2 protein-coding genes are annotated in these 18394 nt (G+C 71.1%); both read left to right on the top strand.

Going from position 1 to position 18394, the window contains the following annotated elements; all coding sequences use genetic code 11:
- Positions 1 to 698: 698 nt before the first annotated feature.
- Complete coding sequence (locus CUT39_RS17210) at positions 699 to 16556, top strand: hybrid non-ribosomal peptide synthetase/type I polyketide synthase (RefSeq protein ID WP_100448689.1); 15858 nt, start codon at positions 699 to 701, stop codon at positions 16554 to 16556.
- Positions 16553 to 18385: a beta-ketoacyl synthase N-terminal-like domain-containing protein gene (locus CUT39_RS17205; RefSeq protein WP_100448688.1), complete on the top strand. Its 1833-nt coding sequence runs from the start codon at positions 16553 to 16555 to the stop codon at positions 18383 to 18385. The genes CUT39_RS17210 and CUT39_RS17205 overlap by 4 nt, the downstream gene beginning before the upstream one ends.
- The last annotated feature ends 9 nt before the right edge of the window (positions 18386 to 18394 follow it).

Below are 18394 nucleotides of genomic sequence, written 5' to 3'. Positions count from 1 at the left end.
AGAACCGGGCGGCCCCAGTGGACTCGCCCGGTACAGCAGCACCCTCCGGCAACGCCGGGCGGTCCGCCCGAGGCGCGGAGTCCCCCTTGAGCCCGCTCCGATGGTGCCCACTGTCTCCTGGCCGTGCCCCGAGGAAGGCCACGGTCCGGGCCGGCACCGGCCGAAGCGGTCTGCGGTCCCCGGCCCGTGGACCACTTCGGCGGGTGCGGGAAGGACGGTCGGCTCGGCCGGAAGATGCGTTTGCATGAATTCTCGGAATCATCACAGACGGCACCTGAACCACAGGGAACGCTGAAGAAAAAGACTGGAAGAGCTTCTTTGAATAGCGTTCCAAGATCATCACAGGAAACACTCGTACCACATGTGAATCCTGGGAATCGAAGTGTGAACGCCGCCATTCAATGAATTCCCGTGATCACCACAGTGAACACATGAACCACACATGGCCCCGGCGAATCCAGGTAGAAAATTTCCTATTACAGCTTGTCCGTTTTGGATCAAATCAACACATTTGGTGTTTGCGATGGTCTCGTAGAGTTGCTAAAGTGCATCCGCGACGACCCCGATATGCCCAATGACGCCCCAATCTGTACCCGCCACTGAGGTCAACCCCGCTAAATGCTCTCGAACGTCGATCGGCCCCTGGCCGCCTGCGGTCCTGAAGCGTTGTTAGAGTGACGAGAAGGAACAGTGGAACGATGACAGAATCGGCTGTGCCGATGTCGCTGTCCCAGCAAGGCATGTATTTCGACTGCCAACTGCGGGACGCGTCCGACTACCATGTGGTACTTCACTTGAGGATGGAGCCGGTCGACCCAGGACGGCTCGAACATGCTGTGCGCCAAGTGATGTCAGAACAGCCGGCGCTGCGAAGCGCTGCGCGGAACGGCAGGGACGGCGTCTCGTACGTCGTCGCCGAGTCCGTCGATCCACCCACTACTGTGTATGATATTGAATACAGCGGGCAGGCGCTCGAGTTGATCTTGGAAGAGGTGGCGAAGACACCGTTCCAGCTTGATGAGGCACCACTCTTCCGAATCGCTCAATGCAGGTTCGGCGAGGAAGATCATTTGCTCGTCGTTTGCCATCACTTGATCGCCGACGGACAGTCGGTGAGCCTCCTGGCCGAGCGGGTCATGTTCCTCGCGCGCCGCGGCGGTACCGATCCGGGGACTCCGATCGAGGAAGACGCCGGGTTTCACTCCTACCAGAAGAAGCAATCCGAATCGCTCCCCGAGTCTAAGGAGAGCAGGCGCCGAAAATTCTGGGAGGAGAACCTCGACAGGCAGGAAGCCCCGGATCTGTCCCATTGGATGCGATCTGATACAGGCGAATCCGTGGGACGGGAAATCCGCCTTCCCGTGGATCCGTCCTTGCGCGATGCGCTGCGCTCCTGCGCGCAGGAAGCGGAAGTCTCCGAGTACACTCTGTACCTCGGGGCGTTCGGGCTGCTGCTGGCTCGATACGCACACGCCGACCAGGTGTCGGTGGCGACGCCCTTCGCCGACCGGCCCGCGCTGGAGATGGAGCAGAGCATCGGCTGCTTCATCAAGACGCTCCCGGTGCACATCGATGCGGACCCGCGCCGGACTCTTCGAGCGATGCTCGAGCGGGTCGGCGCAGAGGTCATCGGAACCTGGAAGCACCTCGGGTATCCGGTCACGAAGCTGCTGACCGACCGTCCGGCGCTGAGCCGCGCGACCGACGTGACCTTCATCCACGACAGCTACCCCCGGTACCCCGAGGGAGTGCTGGGGACGGTGCGGCACGACCGGGTCGACTTCCCCGGCAAGCTCTCCGTTCTGGTGGAGCAGATCGGGGACACCTCCGAGCTGGTGTTCCAGTACAAGGAGCCGGCGCTGTCGGAGGACCGGGTCTCACGCTTCGCCCGGCGATACCTGGCGATGCTCACCCGGATCCCGGACGCGCTGGACGCCCCGGTCGGGGCGATCCGGTCGGCCCCCGATTCGGAGACGGCGGACCTGCTGGCGGACCTCTCCCGGACCCACCGCTTCGACTGGGAGCCGACCGACCTGGGCTCGGTCTTCCTGGACAAGACCACCTCCGATCCCGCGCGCCTCGCCTGGTCCGACGAAACCCGCGACTACTCCAACGCCTGGGCCCATGACGCGGCGGTCCTGGTGCAACGCCGCCTCCTGGAGGCGGTCGGCCACGAGAAGCGGCCGGTCGGGGTGCTGCTGCCCCGAAGCGCCCGACTGCTGGCGGGGGTCTTCGGGACGGTGCTCGCCGGATGCTCGTATGTGCCGCTGTCCGAGGGCATGCCCGCCCGGCGGCTGGCCCAGATCTTCGACGACGCGGGGATCTCGGTGGTCCTGACCACCTCCGCCGCCGAACTCGAGCTGCCCGAAGGCGTGACCCGACTCGACATCGACCACTGGGACGACCTGGAGGCCCTCGCCGCGGACGAGCGCGTGCGGATCGGCGAGCGGCCGGCCCGCGTCGAACGCCACCCGGAGGACACCCTCTACATCGAGTACACCTCCGGGTCGACCGGACAGCCCAAGGGCGTCGTGGTCCGCCACGCGAACATCCAGAACACCGCCCTGGACCTGGAACGCCGCTTCCCGCTGGCCGCTGACGACGTCTATCTGCTGAAGACGGCCTTCACGTTCGACATCTTCGGCACCGAGGTCTACGGATGGCTGTTCGGAGCGGGTCGGCTCGCGATCCTCCCGGCCGGGCGAGAGGGCGACGCGCCCGCCCTGATCGGCGCGATCCGGGAGCGGCGCATCACGCACGTGAACTTCTCTCCCACCATGCTCCGCGTGCTCCTGGACGCCGCCGCCTCGAGCGGCCGCGCCGCCGACCTCGCCTCGCTGCGGTACGTGTTCAGCGGCGGCGAGGCCCTGACCTCGGACATCACCGAACGGTTCTTCGAGCTGCCGCTGCAGTGCTCCCTGGAGAACGTGTACGGCCCGACCGAAGCGACGATGTGGGCCACGCACAGCACCGTCACCGCCGACGACACCGATCCCATCGCGCCGATCGGGACGCCCCTGAACGACTACCGCGTCTACGTCCTCGACCGGGACGACGGCCTCTGCGGCGTGGACGTGCCCGGCGAAGTGTGCATCGCCGGCGCCGGGGTGGCCGCCGGCTACCTCAACCGCGACGAGCTGAACGCCACCCGTTTCGTCGAGAACCCGTTCTTCGACCCGGAGGAGGATCCGGCGCACATGCGGCGCATGTACCGCACCGGCGATCTCGGGTACCTGCGTTCGGACGGCCGCTTCGCGTTCATCCGGCGCATCGACGACCAGGTGAAGGTCGGGGGCGTCCGCATGGAGCTCGGCGAGGTCGAGCGGGCCCTCCTGGACGCCGACGGCGTGGTGGAGGCCGCGGCGGTCGTGGACGACGAGGCCGTCCCCGCGCGCCTGGCCGGATTCTTCACCGCCGGCGAGGACGTCCCCGCCGAACGGGTCCGCGCCGCGCTGGCGCGGAACCTCATGCCGCAGATGATCCCGTCGGTGCTGATGCGGGTGGAGGCGCTGCCGACGTCGGCTGCGGGCAAACTCGACCGCCGGGCCCTCAAGCGGCGGCTGCCGAGCGCGCGCGAAGCGGGCGCCGCCGCGCCGGCCGGGTCGCCCGCGCAGGAGCGGATCGCCGGACTGTGGCGGCGTGTGCTGGGCAACGACGAGATCGACGTCGACGGCTCCTACTTCGAGCAGGGCGGCAACTCGCTCAACCTCATGAGCCTGCAACTGGAGATCAAGGAGGAGTTCGGGCGCGAGATCCCCATCACCGACCTGCTCAAGCACCACACCGTCGCGGCGCAGACCCGGCTGCTCGGCGACTCCGCGCGGCCCGAGCCGGTCTCACGCCCGCGGGCGCGGCGCGGCGACGACATCGCCATCATCGGCATCGGCATCCAGGTGCCGGGCGCGGCCGACGTCCACCGGTTCTGGGCCGACCTCCGGGCCGGATCGGAGGGCATCACCTTCTACGACGACGACGAACTGCGCGCCCTGGGCGTCCCCGAGAGCGACCTCCGCGACCCGGACTACGTGAAGGCCAAGGGCCGGATCGCGGACGTCGACGTCTTCGACGACAACCTCTACGGCATTCCGCCGGCCGAAGTGGAGGCGACCTCCCCGCAGCTCCGGCTGCTGTACAAATGCTTCTGGCAGGCCTGCGAGGACGCCGGATACGACCCCAGGTCGATCCCGGGCCGGACCGGGGTGTTCGCCGGCGGGAGCGACGACTTCGCCTGGTACCGGAGAGCGCTGCTCGGCCCCTCGGCGTTCGGCGACCTCTACCAGAACTTCACGCTGGCCACCAACCACTTCCTGAGCACGCGCCTGTCCTACCACTTCGACCTGACCGGGCCGTCCATCTCCACCCTGACCGGCTGCTCGACCTCGCTCCTCACCGTCCACCAGGCCGCCCAGTCGCTGCGCGCCGGCGAATGCGACACGGCCGTGGCCGGAGGCGTCACCATCGAACTGCCCAACGAGGGCGGATACCGCTACGTCGACGGCATGATGCTGTCCGCCGACGGGCACTGCCGCCCGTTCGATGCCGCCGCCGACGGCACCGTCTTCTCCAACGGCGCGGCGCTCCTGATGCTCAAGCCGGTCGACGCGGCGCTCCGGGACGGCGACCCGGTCTACGCCGTCATCAAGGGGTCGGCGGTCGGCAACGACGGCAAGCGCAAAGCCTCCTACACCGCCCCCAGCGAGGACGGCCAGTACGAGACCATCCGCGCGGCCTACGAAACGTCCGGCATCGACCCCTCGAGCGTGACGTACGTGGAGGCGCACGGCACCGGCACGCTCCTTGGCGACCCGATCGAGGTCGCGTCGCTGACCCGCGCCTTCGACGGCGGCCCGGAAGGCGGGTGCCTGCTCGGATCGGTGAAGGGCAACGTGGGCCACACCGACACCGCCGCCGGTGCGGTGGGACTGAGCAAGGTGGCGCTCAGCCTGAAGCACCGCTACGTGCCCGGCACCCGCAACTACGACAAGCCCAACCCCAACATCGATTTCGACGCCACCCCCTTCGAGGTCACCGGCGAAGGCCGGGCCTGGCGCGGACGGCGGCTGCGGGCGGGCATCAACTCCTTCGGTGTCGGAGGCACCAACGTGCACATGATCCTCGAAGAGGCGCCGGAGACCCGGCCGACGGACGACAACCCCTACGAGCTGCTGCAGTTCTCCGCGGCGAGCCGGGAAGCGCTGGACCGCACCGCCGAACGCGTCGTCCGCCACGTCGCCGACCACGACGACGTATCGCTGAGCGACGCGGCGGTCACCCTGCGCCGCGGGCGCGCCGAACTGCCCTACCGGAAGTCGATCGTCGTGGCCGCCGACGAGGACCGGGACGCCGAGGCCTGGAGCGAGCGGATCGCCGCCGCCGGCGCGGCGAAGGCCGCCGACGGCGGTAAGACCGCCCTGCTGTTCTCCGGCCAAGGCAACCAGTACCGCGCGATGGGCCTCGGCCTCTACCGGAGCCCGAGCCCCGCGGGCGCGGTGTTCCGGCACTGGATGGACGAACTGACTGGCCTGCTGCCCGGCGCCGAGGCGGCCGAGTTCCGGGACCTGCTGTACGGCGATGACGACGACGGTCGCGTCGACCGCACCGAATGGTCGCAGTACGCCCTGTTCAGTACCCAGTTCGCCATGGCCAAGGTCCTGGAGTCCCTCGGTATCGAGCCGGAAGTCCTGGTGGGGCACAGCATCGGCGAGCTGACGGCCGCCGCCCTCGCGGGAGTGTGGCGCCTCGAGGACGCGGCCCGGCTCGTCCGCGAACGCGGCACCCTCATGCAGCGCCAGGAACCGGGCGTGATGGTCGCCGTGACCTCGCCCGCCGAACGCGTCCGATCCATCGTCGACGGCATGCCCGGCGTCTGGGTCGCGCTGGACAACTCGGCCGAGCGCTCCGTCCTCGGCATGACCCGGGAGGCGTTCGGCGACGTGGTGGGGCGGCTCGAGGACCACGGCGTCCAAGGCAGCAGGCTGCACACCTCGCACGCCTTCCACACCCCGATGATGGCCGACGCCGCAAAGGCCTTCGAGGCGGTCGTGTCGGGCGTCGAGTCCCGGGACCCGTCCGTCCCCATCATCTCGAACCGGTCCGGCCGCATCGCGCGGCCGGGGGAGATGACCGCCCCCGCCTACTGGAGCGACCACATCACCGACGAGGTCCACTTCGCCGAGAGCGTCCGGACCCTGCTGTCGGAGGGACCGCTCTACGGGATCGAGCTGGGCCCCGGTCGCACCCTGTCCACCTTCGCCGCGCACGATCCGCAGCGCCGCCCGGACCAGAGCTTCCAGAACCTGCTGCGCCACGCCGCCGAGCCGACGCCCGACGACGCCTACCTGCTGAACTCGCTCGGCAGGCTCTGGGCCGCCGGGCTGCCGATCGACTGGAGCCGCCACGACACCGGCCGCAGGATCTCCCTGCCCGGGTACGCCTTCGACCCGGTCGCCCACCCGCAGGACACCGGCGTCGCCACCGAACCGTCCACTCCGGAGGAGACACCGTCCGCCTCCGCGGCCGACGCCCCGGAGGGCGTCCTCGACGCCTTCCGGCAGGTGCTCGGGTACCGGGACATCACCCCCGACGACGACTTCTTCGCCCTGGGCGGCGACTCGCTGAAGGCCACGGGACTGGCCACGCACCTGCGGAGCCGCCTCGGCTTCGACGTCGCCGTCGCCGACATCTTCACCGCCCCGACTCCCGCGGCGCTGGCCGAACGTTTCGACGGGACCGGCACCGCCGAACGCCTCCGCCCGGCCCCCGCAGCCGACGACTACCCGCTGAGCCCGGCCCAGACCCGCATGTACATCGCCGCGCAGATGGACCCCGGCCGGCTCATCTACAACATGCCGTCCGCGACACGGCTGGACGGCTCGCTCGACCCCGAGCGGGTGCGGACCGCACTCCGGCGGCTGATCGAACGGCACGAACCGCTCCGCACCACCTTCGCCATGCGCGGCGGCGAGGTCCGGCAGCGGGTGGCCGACACCGGGTCACACCCGGAGCCGCCGCTCCGGTTCACCCGGGGCGACCTCCCCGAGGACGACGCCGTCGACGATCTGATGGCCGAATTCGTCCGGCCCTTCGACCTCGAGCGCGGCCCCCTGTTCCGCATGGAGATCGTCGACGGCGGGCCCGACGGCAGCCTGCTGCTGTTCGACATCCACCACATCGTCGCCGACGCGGTGTCGGCCGAGGTCCTCACCCGCGACTTCAGCCGGCTGTACGCCGGGGAGCTCGATCCGCTCCCCCTGCAGTACAAGGACTTCGTCATGCACGAGGGGGACCCCGAGCGCCGGGACGCCCGATCGGAATCCGAGGACCATCTCGCGGCCGCGCTCGCCGACGCGCCGGTGCGCGATCTCCTCCCCACCGACCACCCGCGCGGGCGCCGGGACGCCGAGGCCGGCCGGGTGACCCTGCGCCTGGGCCCGGACCGCGTGGACGCGGTGAAGGCCCTCGCGGAGGCCCACAACGCGACGCCGTTCATGGCGATGCTGTCGGCGTGGGGCGCGGTGTTCTCCCGCTACGCCGAAACCGAGGACCTGGTAATCGGCGTACCGGTCACCGGCCGGACCATGGCCGAGACGCAGGAGATGATCGGCATGTTCGTCAACATGATGCCGATCCGGCTCCGGCCGGACGCCCGGACCGCCTTCGGCGAATACCTGGACGCCGGACGCGAGGCGGTGCTCGACGCCCTGACCCATCAGGACGTGCCCTTCGACCGACTGGTCGAAAAGCTCGAACTGCGCCGGGTCCCCGGCCGCCACCCCCTGTTCGACGTCTCCTTCGACTACCACAACATGGACCACCATGACCTGCGGATCGACGGGATCGGAGCGCGGCCGCTCGAGGTGATGCCGCCCGCGGTCGGCATGGACCTCGTCATCACCTGCACCGAGGCCGAGGACGGGCTGACGGTCGACATCGACTACGCGGCCGACCTGTTCGAACGGCCGACCATCGAGAAGCTCGCCGCCCACTTCGATACGCTGCTGGACCGCGCCTGCGCCGACGACTCCCGGCCGATCGGCCGGATCCCGCTGCACGCCGACGCCGAGCACGAGGCCGTCCGCGCCCGCCTGACCGCCGCGCCGTTCACACCGATCCACGAGCTCATCGCCCGGAACGCGGCACAGACCCCGGACGCGACCGCCGTCATCGACGCGGACGGCGAACGGTACGGCTACGCCCGGCTCGACGCCCTGGCGAACGCCCAGGCCGCCCGCCTCCGCGCGGCCGGGCTGGAGACCGGCGAAACCGTCGCGCTGTTCACCGTCCGCGACGTCAACCTCCTGATCGCGCAGCTCGCGATCCTCAAGGCCGGCGGCGCCTACGCGCCCTTCGACCCCTCCCAGCCCGAGGCGCGACACGAACGCATCATCGCCGACATGAGGCCCAGGTTCGCCTTCGCGCCGGCGGGCCTGGCCGCGACCTCCCGCATCGACACGGTCTTCGACATCGGCACCTGCACCGACCAGGCCCTGCCGGAGTTCGAGGCTCCCCCGACCGGGCCGGACGATCCGATCTACACCATCCACACGTCGGGGACGACCGGAAACCCGAAAGGCATCGCGGTCAGGCACCGCGGCGTGTGCAACCTCTTCGCCGACCACCGGGAGCGCGACCTGTTCGGACCCGGGGACGTCATCATCAGCCTGGCCGACCCCACCTTCGACATCTTCGCCTTCGAGAGCCTCATCCCGCTGGCCTCGGGCGCGGCGGTGCACATGTGCCCCGCCGGCGACCACAAGGACGCGGCGGCGATCGCCGACCGCATCGCCGCCCACGACGTGACCCACATCCAGGTACCGGTGTCGAAGATGACCGCGATGTGCGGCAACCGCCGCTTCGGCGCCCAACTCCACAAGCTGCGGGTCGTCGTCTGCGGCGGCGAGCACTTCTCGGAGAACCTGCTGACGCACCTGCAGGAGGAGACCGGTGCCCGCATCTTCAACATGTACGGGCCCACCGAGACGACGGTGACCGCCACCGTCAAGGAGTTCGCACCGGGCGACGAGGTCACCATCGGCAGCGCGATCTCCGGCGCCGAGGTGCTGGTGGTCGGCGACGACGGGATGATCCGGCCCGACGGCGTGCCCGGCGAGCTCTGCATCGCCGGGGAGGGCCTGGCCGCCGGCTATGTGAACAATCCGGAGGAGACCCGGCGGGCCTTCACCGCCCTCCGGGAACTGCCGGACGTGCCCGTCTACCGGACCGGCGACGTCGGCGTCCGCCTCCCGAACCGGGAGATCGCCCTCAAGGGCCGCCTGGACCACCAGGTGAAGCTCAACGGCAACCGCATCGAACTCGGCGAGATCGAGAAGACCGCGATGCGCGCCGACGGCGTGTCCTACGCGGTAGCCGCCGCCGAGGACGACGACCTCGTCCTCTACTACACCTCCACCGGCGCCCGGGACCTCTCGGCGCCGATCGAAGCCGAGATCGGCCGGGCGCTCCCGGCCTACATGAAGCCCACGCGACTGCAGCGAGTGGACCGGATGCCGCAACTGCCCAACCACAAGATCGACCGCCGGGCGCTGCGGAACGCCGCCCGCGCGCAGGACGCGCCCGAGCCGGACCGGGCCCCCGCCGCGCCCGCCCCGGCCGACGTCCTGGAGACCATCCTCGCGGCGTGGGAGGCGGTGCTCGACCGCCCGGCGGCGCCGTCGGACAACTTCTTCGACATCGGCGGGAACTCCTACAAGCTCATGCTGGTCAACAACCGCCTCGGCGAGAGCCTGGGCACGGACGTGCCGCTCGTGAAGCTGTTCGAGAACCCGACCCCGCAGAGCCTGTCGGAAGCGCTGGGAACCCCCGCGGCGCCCGAGCCCCGCGACGCGCCCGACGCCATCACCCTCGGGGACCTCACCGGCTTCGACGACTGGGCCGACGACGACCGGCCCGCCGACGGCCGCGAGATCGCGGTGATCGGCGTCTCCGGCGTGCTCCCGGGGGCCGCGAACATCGCCGAGCACTGGGCCGACCGCTCGGCCGGCAGGGTCGGCATCTCCCGCTTCACCAGGGAGGAGATGCTCGAGGCGGGCCTCGACGAGGCCGCGATCGACGATCCGCGCTACGTGAACGCGCGAGGATTCGTGGACGCGTCCACCTTCGACGCCGACTTCTTCGGCTACTCCGCCAAAGAGGCCGAGACCATGGACCCGCAGATGCGGCTGCTCCACGAGACCGCCTGGCACGCCCTGGAGGACGCCGGATACGTCCCGGGCGAGCACCCCGGCGACATCGGGCTCTTCGCCGGCAGCGGAACCAACTTCGCCTGGATGGCGGGCTTCCTGAACCGCCGGGACGACCCGCTCGGGGCGTTCGAGGCGATGACCATGAACGAGAAGGACTTCCTGGCGACCAAGATCGCCTACAAGCTCGACCTGACCGGACCGGCCGTCACCGTCCAGTCGGCCTGCTCCACCTCGCTGGTCGCGATCCACGAAGCGGTGCAATGCCTCCGCCAGGGCGAGGCCGCCATGGCGCTGGCGGGCGGCGTGGCGCTCAACTTCCCGCGGAAGGAGGGCTACGCCTCTCACGAGGGCATGATCTTCAGCCCGGACGGCGTGTGCCGCCCCTTCTCCCGGGACGCCGACGGCACCGTCCCGGGCCAGGGCGCCGGAATGGTGCTGCTGAAGCTCCTCGACCGCGCCGTGGCCGACGGCGACCACATCTACGCGGTGATCGCCGGCAGCGCGACCAACAACGACGGCAACGGCAAGGTCGGGTACACCGCCCCGAGCGCGCGCGGCCAGGAGCAGGTGATCCGCGCCGCGCTGGCCGACGCCGGCGCCGACGCCGACGAGGTCGGCTACGTGGAGACCCACGGCACCGGCACCGAACTCGGCGACCCGATCGAGTACGAGGCGCTCTCGGCGGTGTACGGCAAGCGCCGCCCGTGCGCCCTCGGCGCCGTGAAGGGGAACATCGGCCACCTGGACGCGGCGGCGGGCGTCGCCGGATTCCTCGGCGCCGTCGGCGTCCTGCACCGCGGAGCGATCCCGCCCATGCCCAACTTCCTGGACATGAACGAGCGGATCGACCCGTCCGGCTCGCTCTACGTCCCGACCGGAGAGACCGTGCCCGAACCCGGCGTGCGGACGGCCGCGGTGAGCTCCTTCGGCATCGGCGGGACCAACGCCCACCTCGTCCTGAAGAGCGCGCCGCCGCGCCCGGACGAACCGGACGAGGACGGGGAGTACCTCTACCCCGTCTCGGCCGGGACCGAGCAATCCCGGCGCCGCATGCAGGAGACCCTGGAGGACTTCTGCCGGGAGGCCCGCTCGGCGAGGGACGTCTCCCACACCCTGGCCCGCGGCCGCGCGGAGCTGGAGTCGCGGGCGGTCGCGATCGCCGAGCCGGGTAGGCCGCTCGCATGGATCGAGCCGTCCGACCCGCCGCTGGCGGTCGACGCCTCGGACGGGGCGCGCCTGTCCGTACCCGGCGAACCGGCCGCCGACCGGAGCCTGGCCGGGGCGGACTTCCGCGAGGCGGTCGAGCGCGAGCTGCGCGTCTTCGACGACGGACTTCGCTCCGCGCTGCGGCGGGGCGTGTTCGAGGAGCCCTCCTCCGACCGGGCGATCGACCGACTCTCCCAGTTCGTCATCCGGGCCGCGCTCATCCGCGTCGCCGGACCCGGGAGCCTCCACGCCCCCGCCGGAGCCGACCGGCTGCTGCGGATCGCGCACGCCTCGGCCGTCGGCGAGATCGGCCCGGCCGAAGCCGTGCAGTGCCTCAAGTCCGGCACGGTCCCGGCCGGCGCCCCGCCGCGCCCGGACCGCTCGCCCGAGCTCGTCGCCGACCCCCTGGACCCGGCGCGGCTGCGGCGGATCCTCGCCTCGCAGTGGGTCCACGGCGGGCAGGTCGACCGGAGCCGGTTCTGCGCGATCGGCAAACGCATCCCGATGCCGGGGTACGCCTTCGCCGAACGCCGCTTCACCTCCGACATCCGGCTGGACGAGCTGGGCGGGGACGCGGGCCGGCCGGCACCGCCCGCCGCCGCGGCCGCGGAGGTGCTGCGCGAGGCCTGGACCGAGGTGCTCGGGACCGAGCCGAGCGACGACGACGACCTCCTCCGGTCCGGCGGCGACTCCCTGACCGCCGTGCGCCTCTGCGCCCTGATCGAGGACCGCACCGGCCTCTCGCTCACCGCCGGGGAGGTCTTCGCCGACCCCCGGTACGCCGCGATCCGCGAACGCCTCGCGAAGCAGGGCGACCCGGCCCCCACCGAGCGGCCCGAACCCGCGGCCGCGCCGCCGCCGTCGACCGCCCCGGCCTCGCCCGCGCAGAAGCGCATGTACGCCGTCTGCGCGATGCAGAACGACACCACCGCCTACAACCTGGCGACCGCCTACGAGATCACCGGCCCGCTCGACGTCGAGCGGCTCCGGACCGCCTTCGGGCACCTGGTGGAGCGGCACGACCAGCTCCGCACCTCGTTCCACCTCGACGGCGGCGCACTGATGCAGCGCGTCCACGCCGACGTCCCGGACGTCGTGTCCGTGACCGAGCTGACCGCCGAAGCGGCGGACGCGAGGCTCGCGGCGGAACCGCGGCCGTTCGACCTCGCCGCCGCTCCGCTGATGCGGGTGGAGGTCCTGTCGGTCGACGGGGCGCCCCGCTACCTGCTGATCGACATGCACCACATCATCGGCGACCAGCGTTCCCTGGCGATCTTGGTCGACGACATCGCCGACGCGCTCGGCGGGAAGGCGCTGCCGGCCGCCCCGATGCGCTACGCGGAGTATGTCGAAGCGCTCGAGAAGCTGGAGGCGGACGGCAAGTTCGACCGGGACGTCGAGTTCTTCACCGAGATGCTCGGCGGGGAGATCCCCAAGCTCGAACTGCCCGCGGACAAGACCCCGCCGGAACCGGCCACGTTCGACGGCGCCCGCCACGGCTTCGTGAGCGAAGCCGGGCGGCGGGCCGTCGCCGACCTCGCCCGGGACTGCGGAGCCACGCCGTACATGGTGTTCCTCACCGCGCTCACCAGGCTCCTGGGCCTGTACAGCGGCCAGCGGGAGTTCGTGCTCGGCACGGCGGTCTCGGGGCGGACGGTCCCCGGAACCGACCGCACCGTCGGCATGTTCGTGAACACCCTGCCGCTGCGGGTCACCGACGACTCGCGCCGGACCGTCCGCGAGGCGGTCACCGCCTCCAGGGACGACGCGCTCGCCGTCCTCGGCCACCAGGACGCGCCGTTCGAGGCGGTGCTGTCCGAACTGGGCCTGCAGCCGGGCGGCGACGCCCACCCGCTGTTCGACGTCCTGTTCAACTACGTGAACACCGGGACCGAGGAGCTCGAACTCGACGGCGTGCGGCTCGAGCCCCTGCCGCCCGGGCGCATCAAGAGCCGGTACGCGCTGTCGGTCAGCGTGGCCGAGCGCGAGGACGACTTCTCGGTCGACATCGAATACCGCACCGAGCTGTTCGACGGCGCGACCATCGCCCGGATGGGCCGGCAGCTCGACCGGCTGCTGGTCGAGATGGCCCGGGACGCCGACCGCCCCGTCTCGCGACTGCGCCCCGAGACCCCCGCCGAGCACGGGCGGCGCCGGGCGGCGCTGACCGCCGCCGGACCGGTGATCGACGAATCCCTCCTCGACCGCGTGCGCGCCTCGTTCGCGCACCACGCCGATCGGCCCGCGTTCCGCTGGGAGCGGCGCGAATGGAGCTACGCGGAGGTGGACCGCCTCACCGACGCCGTGGCCGGCGGCCTCCAGGCCGCGGGCGTCGGCCCGGGCGACTTCGTCGCGTGCCACCTCGACAGGGGACCGTGGCAGGTCTTCACCCGGGTGGCGCTCATGAAGTGCGGAGCGGTGGAGATCCCGCTGGACCCCAAGGCCCCCGCCGAACGGGTCGCCCACGCCCTCGAGGACAGCGGCGCCGCGGTCGCCCTGTGCTCGGACCCGCGCGCGCACCCCTGGCCCGAGGACGTCGCGGTCCACCAGCCCGAGCGCCTGTCGGGGACCTACGAGGCTCCCGACGGCATCACCGCCGCCAGCCCGCTGATCATGATCTACACCTCCGGGACCACCGGGCAGCCGAAGGGCACCCTGGTCACCCACGGCGGGGTCCTGAGCACGTGCGCCGACAACGGCTACATGGACTACCGGCCCGGCGAACGGATCCTCCACCTCACGGCGAACACGTTCGATCCGTCGCTGCTGGACGTGTACAGCGCCTTCCTCAGCGGCGCGACCCTGGTGATGGGCGGCCACGCCCTCAACATGGACATGCGGCTCCTGGCCGACTTCCTCCGCCGGGAGCGGATCGACAAGGGCATCCTCATCACCGCCGTCTTCCACCTGCTGATGGCCGAGGACCCCGCGGCGATCGACGGCATGTCGGGCCTGTACGTCGGCGGCGAGGCCATGCAGCCCTGGGCCGCGAAGCGCGCCTTCGAGGTCCTGGGACCGGGCGGGCTCTACAACCTGTACGGCCCCACCGAGGCGTCGGTCTGCACGACCTACTTTCGGGTGGACGAATCGCCGGACTTCGACCGCATGCCGATCGGCGTCCCCGCCCGCAACCGGGAGCTGTACATCACGCACCCCGACGGCACGGACGTGCCGCGCGGCGTCCCCGGCGAACTCCGCATCGCGGGACCCAGCGTGGCCATCGGCTACCACCGGCGGCCGGAGCTGACGGCCGAGAAGTTCACCGACGCCCCCGGCGGGACCACCGGACGCCTGTACCGCACCGGCGACCGGGTGGTGCTGGACGAGTCCGACCGCATCGTCTACATCGACCGCGTCGACCGGCAGATCAAGCACGCCGGGTACCGCATCGAGCTGTCGGAGATCGAACTGGCCCTGCAGCGCTGCACCGGCGTGACCGAGGCGGTCGTCATCCACACCAACGAACGCGACGACAGCCGACTGACCGCCTTCTACACCGGCGAGGCGGCGCCCGCCGAAGCCGAGCTGCGCCAAGCGCTCCAGGCGAAACTGCCGCAGTACATGGTCCCGCAGCGCGCCTTCTGGAAGCGGGCGCTCCCGCTGACGCCGCACGGCAAGGCCGACCGGAAGCGGCTGGCCGCCGAGATCGAGCGCGCGGAGGCGCCGCCGGCACCGTCGCCGGGCGCGGACCCGGCTGTCCTGGACGCCTTCCGCGAGGCCCTCGGCGCGCCCGACCTGCAGGCGACCGACGACTTCTTCTACGCCGGAGCCCAGTCGCTCCAGGCGATCGCGGCCGTCCGCCGCCTGCGCGAATCCGGGATGGACCTCCAGGTGAGCGATGTGTACCGGAACCCCACCGCCGCCGGGCTCTCGTCGGTGCTGCAGAGCGCCCCCGACCCCGAGCCGGAACCGCCGCAACGCAAGCGGCGGGACCTGCCCGCCGAGCAGGTCCGGCGGATGGTCGACTGGGCGGCCGAGGACGGCCGCCGGGTCGCGGCGGCCTTCGCCGCCGAAGAGCCGGAGTACCGCTTCGACATCGGGGCCGTGGCGAGGCTGCACCGTTCCAGCGGGGCCGAGACCGGCGGCTGCATGCAGACGGTCACCGGCCTCGACGCCGCGGACCTGCGGGAGGCGATCGCGGCGCTGGCCGGCCGGCACGAGGTCCTGCGCGCCCGCCTGGCCGGCGACGAATTCGAGATCCTCCCACCCGAAGCGGTCGGAAGCCTGCCCGAGCTGGTCGCGGTCCAGGACCTCCGGCGGCTCGACCCGGGCCGGATCCGCGACTTCACCGACGCGCTGGCGCACGCCCTCCAGGCGGAACCGTTCGACGAGGGCCTGCTGTGGCGCTGTGTGATCGTCCGCGAGTCCGACCGGACGCTGCGGCTGGTCTGGGCCTTCCACCACGGCGTTTTCGACGGCTTCAGCGCCGGAATCCTGAGCGACGAACTCCCGCGCCTGGCGCGGGGCGAGGCGCTCCCCGACGCGCAGCGCTACAGCCGGTTCCTGACCGCCCTGGAACCGGACCGCGACTGGCGGTCCGAACTGGACTCCTTCGACTACGCGGGCTGGACCGACTCGAACCGGGCCGTGATCGAGGCGCTGGCCTCGCGGAGCGACGCGGTCCCCGCCGGACGCGCCAGCGTCCCGCTGGGCGGCGAGCACCCCCTCGAGGCCGCCCTCCGGCAGGTGCACGGGCGGTTGTCGGAACTCACCGGTGAGAAGCGGATCGCCGCCGGCCTGGTGAACGACTGCCGCCGCTGGAAGGGGCACGACTACGCCCACTGCATGGGCGAATTCCTGGACGTGGTCCCGGTGCTCCTGCAGGGGGACGGCGACCAGCCGGCCGTGGCCGAACGGCTCGCCCGCGCCCAGGAGCAGGGCATCCACTACCTGCATTCCCTGTCCGAGGCGGGGCGGGACGGCCTCCCGGAGGAACTGGCGGCCGCCTACCGGAACCGGGAGGGCCGCCTGGGCCTGGCGCTGGTCAACTTCCAGGGGCACATCGCGCCCGCCGACGTCCCGGACGGCCCGACCGGCGGCCCGGCCCTGGCGCCCGCCCACGTCAACGTCTGGCACGACGACGAGTTCCTCCACCTCGAGTGGATCACCGACGACGCGACCCAGGACACCACGGGAGACCGCCAATGACCGAACCATCAGTCGTCATCACCGGGCTGTCCCTGCGGCTCCCGGGAGCCGACGACCAGGACGAGTTCTGGAAGCTCCTGATCGACGGCGTCGACCGCACCCGCACCGTCAGCGAGGAGCGCCGCAAGCTGGCCCGCGCCCCCGAATGGCGCGACACGATCGGCGAGGTCGACCGGATCGACCGGTTCGACTCGGAGTTCTTCGGCATCGAGGACGACGAGGCCCGGTTCATGGACCCCCAGCACCGGATCGTGATGGAGCTCGCCTACGACGCCGCCTGCGACGCGGGGCTGCTGGAGGCCAACCTCACCGCCGACCGCCGCTACTCGGTGTACATGGCGATCTGCACCAACGCCTACTACCCGATGGTGTGCCGGTACATGGACGAGCACGGCATCGACGACCTCCACCCCCGCACCATCATGAACAGCATCAACAGCGCCCTGGCGGCGCGGGTGTCGCACCAGTACAACCTCACCGGCCCGGTGATGTCGGTCGACACCGCCTGCTCGTCGTTCCTCACGGCCCTGGCCCAGGCCGCCGACTCCATCCGGCACCAGGACTGCCTGGGCGCGGTCGTCGGCGGCGTCAACATCCTCAGCGGGGCCTACAGCACCATGCTGTGCAACTGCGGCGGCATCATCAGCTCCAACCCCTTCACCCGCGTCTTCGACGAGGAGGCCGACGGGACGCTCATCGGCGAAGGGGCCGTCGTCTGCGTCCTCGAACGCGAGGACATCGCCAGGAGCAGGAACCGGAAGATCTACGGGCGGGTCCAGGGGTACGCGGTCAACAACGACGGCTCGTCGCTGAACATCATGGCGCCCAACCCGCGCGGCCAGGCGGACGTGATCCGCGACTGCTACGCGACCGGCATCGACCACACCCGGATCAAGTACGTCGAAACCCACGGCACCGGCACCAGGATCGGCGACCCGATCGAGCTGAACGCGCTCTCGAAGGTCTACCGGAAATCGGACTTCGGCGACGCCAAGGTCGGCATCGGCTCGGTGAAGACGAACATCGGGCACCTGCTCGCCGCCGCGGGCGGTGCGGGGCTCGCGAAACTACTGCTGAGCATCCGCAACGGCCGCATGGCCCCGAACCTGAACCTCAAGACCATCAACCCGCTGCTCGAACTGGAGGAGACCCCGTTCGAGGTGGTCACCGAGCCGACCCCGTGGCCCCGCGACGGGAACCAGCCGCGGGTCGGCGCCATCACCTCCCTCGGCCTCGGCGGCACTAACGTCCACTTCGTCATCGAGGAGGGCGAGGCCGAACGCGCCGGCACCGAACCGCCGGCGCCGCTGCTCTGCCTCTCCGCCAAGTCGCCGACCGCCCTCCACCGCATGATCGAGGACGTGCGGCGCCACCTGGCGGCCGAGCGGTGCGATCCGTACAACCTCGCCATGACCCTCGCCCGGTTCCGCCCCGCCTACGGCTGGCGCGCCACCGCCCGGCTCGACGCCGCCTCGGGAACGCTGTCGCAGGTCCGCACCACCGACGACGACCGGATCGTCAAGAAGATCGTGCTGCGACCGAACCCGGACACCCTCGCGCGGGCCGAATCCCTCCGCCGGGCACTGGCCTGCAAGATCCGGACCTCCGAAGACGAACCGGGACGGTCCGAACTGGCGGTGTCGATCGGCGACGCCGGCCCCGGGACCCTCGCGATCGATCCGGGGCTCTCGGAGTTCGAGACCGCCGCCGAACTTTTCATGAACGGATGCCCCGTCGACTGGGAGCACTTCTTCCCCAACGAGACGGGCACCGTCCTCACCCTTCCGCCCTACCCGTTCGCCAGGCAGACGCACTGGCTCGAATCCTGAAAGGAGAAC

This window comes from Glycomyces xiaoerkulensis, assembly GCF_002798405.1.
In the GTDB taxonomy this organism is placed as follows: domain Bacteria; phylum Actinomycetota; class Actinomycetes; order Mycobacteriales; family Micromonosporaceae; genus Glycomyces; species Glycomyces xiaoerkulensis.
Note: the sequence above shows the minus strand (reverse complement) of the source record. Positions and strands in the feature narration are given on the sequence as shown.